This is a genomic window from Phytoactinopolyspora endophytica, assembly GCF_004138495.1.
GTDB classification, from domain to species: Bacteria; Actinomycetota; Actinomycetes; order Jiangellales; family Jiangellaceae; genus Phytoactinopolyspora; species Phytoactinopolyspora endophytica.
Window position 1 is genome coordinate 57,771 of the sequence record NZ_ML142850.1, and the last position, 3,600, is coordinate 61,370.

The 3,600-nt window shown below is 70.9% G+C and carries 2 protein-coding genes; one reads left to right on the forward strand and one right to left on the reverse strand.

Annotation, left to right across the window (positions count from 1 at the left end; all coding sequences use genetic code 11):
* Positions 1-2,902, reverse strand: a 2,902-nt coding sequence (locus ELR45_RS03620; protein ID WP_165367446.1) for an AMP-binding protein, incomplete at its 3' end; no start/stop codon positions are given.
* Between the two features lie 95 nt (positions 2,903-2,997).
* On the opposite strand from ELR45_RS03620, the gene ELR45_RS40370 reads away from it, so the two are divergent.
* The coding region (locus ELR45_RS40370) for an AMP-binding protein (RefSeq protein ID WP_240759141.1) at positions 2,998-3,600 on the forward strand (603 nt) is incomplete at its 3' end.

The following is a 3,600-nucleotide window of genomic DNA, read 5'->3' on the forward strand; positions in this document are numbered from 1 at the left end:
ACCAGCGCCGCTCATCGTGCTCGACGAACTTCTCCGCCGTGCGGACCGCATCACCCTGGTAGCCGAGCGCTACTCCGGTGCCGGATACCCACAGCTCGCCGGGTACCCAGTCCGGGCAGTCGCGCCCGTGCACGTCGGCCACCCGGCAGCGCATGTTGGCCAGCGGCACGCCGTACGGCACCGCCCGCCAGGCCGGATCGACGCGGTCGACTTCGAACACGGTGGAGTGGATCGCCGCCTCGGTCATCCCACCGAGCCCGGCGAACCGGCACTGCGGAAGCAGCGTGCGCAACCGGCCCGGCAGGTCGACGGTGACCCAGTCACCGCCGAGCATCACCAGCCGCAGCTTCGAACCGGGAAGGTGTTCGGCCCCGGCGACGAGCAGCATGTCGAGCAACGCGGGCACGCAGCTGACGACGGTGACGTCGCACTGCCGGATCAGCTCGGCCCACGCCTGCGCGTCGCGACGCTGCGACTCGTCGGGCACCACCACGCTCCCGCCGGCCGACAGGAAAGCGAACAGATCGTAGGCGGAGAGGTCGAAGTCCAGAGCCGACAGCGCGATCGTCCGGTCGGAGCCGTCGATGCCGAACGTGTCGTTGACCGCGTCGACGGTGTTGGCCACGGCCCGATGCGGCACCTGCACGCCCTTGGGCACGCCGGTCGAGCCGGAGGTGAACAACACGTACATGACGGCCTCGCCGTCGACGCCGGCGATCGACGTCACCGGCGGGTACGTGGCGGCGTCGGACACCGGGACGGGGACTGCGCCGTCGGGCCAGTCGTCGCCGGCCGCCAGCCCGGCATCGGTCAGCACGACGCCGACGCCGGCCGTGTGGAACGCCTGGGCGCGGCGGCTCATCGGCACGTCGACGCCAGACGGCACATACGCGGCGCCCGCGGCCAGCACACCGAGCACGGCGACAGCCTGGTCCGGACCCTTGGGCACAGTGATGCCCACGCAGTCGCCGGGCCGCACGCCCATCGCCGCAAGCATCGCGGCCACCCGGCGAGCCCGCCGGGACAGCTCGCCGTAGGTCATGGTGCCGGTGGGCATACTGCCGGAACGCGCGCTGTCACCGGCCGTGCCGGTACTGAACATCAGCGCCGTGCGGTCCGGCCGCGCCGCCGCGAGCCGGAAGAACCGCTCGTGCAGCAGTCCGGAGCGGCCGGTGCCACTGGTGTCGTTCACCTGGTCACGCACCGCTCGCTGCGCCGCCGGCAGCCGTGCCGGAACCGGTCGGTTCCACGCCGCTCCGTCGTCGAGCAGCTCTTCCACCAGCTCGACATACGCGGCGAACATGGCGTCCAGCACACCCTCGCAGAACACTGATTCACGGGCGTCCCAATTGAGCAGCACACCACCGTCGAGCTCGGTGGCCTGGGCGTCCAACCACACCTGTGGCCCTTGGGAGATGATCCACGACGGCCGTCCGAAACAGCGCTGTACCTCGGGCGCGAACAGCTCGCCCAGCTCCAGGGCGCTGGTGAACACCACCGGGGCCAGCACCGGCTCGCCTCCTGCGGCACGGGTGAGGTCGCGCAGCACCTCGACGCCGCTGTACTCGGCGTGGCCCATCGCCTCCCGCAGGTCCTTCTGGACGCGGGCTGTGCGGTCGGCGAACGGCACCGGGCCCGCGACGTCGACGTCCAGCAAGACCGAACTGGAGAAGTCGCCCACGATCGTGTCGACATCGTCGTGCAGCGGTTCCCGGTCGAACACCGGCAGGTTGAGCAGGAACCGGTCGCCGGCGCTCCACCGGCCCACGACCTCGGCGAATGCCGTGGCCAGCACCGTGGCCGGAGTCAGGCCACGCTCGTGGGCGCGCTGAGCAAGCAGCTGCCTACGCTCCGGGGGGAGCCAGTGGTGCCGCCGGGTGACGGTGGGGTCGCCGCCGGCGTCGTCGGCGGTCACCGGCAGCGCGGGAGCCCCGGGCAAGCCGGCCAGCTTCTCCCGCCACCAGGCGGCGGCCCGGTCCCGGGCCGCCCGGCGTACCGGTTCCCGTTCGGCGAGGTAGCGCGGGTAGGAGTACCGCAGCGGGGCGAGTTCACCGACGCGTCCGGAGTAGATGGCGGCGAGGTCGGCCAGCAGCGTGCGCAGGCTCATCGCGTCGGCGGCCACCATATCGAGGTTGACGTGCATCCGGCTGGCGCCGTCGTCGAGAAGGGTCAGCTGGACGTCGAACACGTCCCCGGCGGCGATGTCCATCACCCGGTGCGACAGCTGGTCACGGGTGTCCGCGAGCCGTTGCTCCGCCTCGGCGTTCGGCAGGCCGCGCAGGTCATGGACGTGCAGTCCGGACCAGGCGGGTTCCTCACCGACCCGCTGCCGTCCGTCGTCGCCGACCCGCACCCGCAGCATCCCGTGCCGGTCGACGAGGGCACGGACCGCGGCGTCGAGCCGACCGGGATCGAGGCCGGCGCCGCCCTGCCCCTCGGCGTCGAACTCGGTGTAGAAATGTGCGGCCACCCCGCCCAGCTGCTGGCCTTCCCTGCGGCCGATCCAGAAGGCGTGCTGCATGACCGCGAGGTCGAACGGTGCGGACTCGTCGAGCGGCTCCGGCGGGCTTTGACCAGCGTGGCTGTCGACGTGACCGGGAGCCTCGCCGTCAGACCGGGCACTGTCCCGGCCGGTGCCTGTGCCGTCGTGGCCGGCCTGCATGGCGCATACCAGTTGCCACCATTCGCCCACGGTCTCGCGTCCGGACAGGTCGGCGAAACGGGCCGGCACTCCCTGCCGGCGAAGCCAGCCCGCCAGGCGCATCAGCCGGATCGAGTCGAGGCCCAGACGGAGCAGATCGGCGTCCTCCGTCACCTGTTCCCCCGGCATCTCGGCCAGCTGGCTGACCGCGGCACGCAGATCGTCATAGGAGACCGGCGAGCTGACGACCTGTTCGTTCATGCATGACCCCATCCACGGTCGACTCATGATCAGAGTTAGGTTAGGTTAACCTAATAACTTGTCGCAATCCACCCCGCGAACCCATCTGGCGTAAGTTGGACAAGAATGATAATCCTTTCTATTACGACTTCACGTTCGACGGCAAGTGGCCGTCCACAGAAAGGCGGACGACGTTGCTCGAAGGCTGTGTTCCCTGGCCGGACGAGTTGGCCGAGCGCTACCGGCAGGCCGGCTACTGGCGTGGTGAAACCCTCGATGACCTGCTACGACGCCGCGCCCACGAGCGGGGCGATCAGCTGGGGGCCAGCGACGCGACCCAACGTCTCACCTACGCCGAGCTCGATGACACGGCCGGCCGCGCCGCCACGGCGATGTCCCGTGCAGGGGTGGGTCCCCGCGACCGCGTCGTCATGCAGCTCCCCAACACCGTCGACTTTCTGACCGTCTTCTTCGCGATCCAGCGACTCGGCGCGATCCCGGTGCTGGCGCTGCCGATGCACCGCCGCAGCGAGATCACGCACCTCTGCCGGGTCTCGGGAGCCACCGGCTACGTCATCCCCGGCCACCACTCCGGCTTCGACTACCGCGGCCTCGCCGCCGACGTGCGCGCCGCGGTGCCCGGGCTGACCCTGCTGGCCGCCGACGAGCTGCCCGCGTCGTCCGTGGACCCCACGCTCGAGCGTGCGCGGACCGACCCC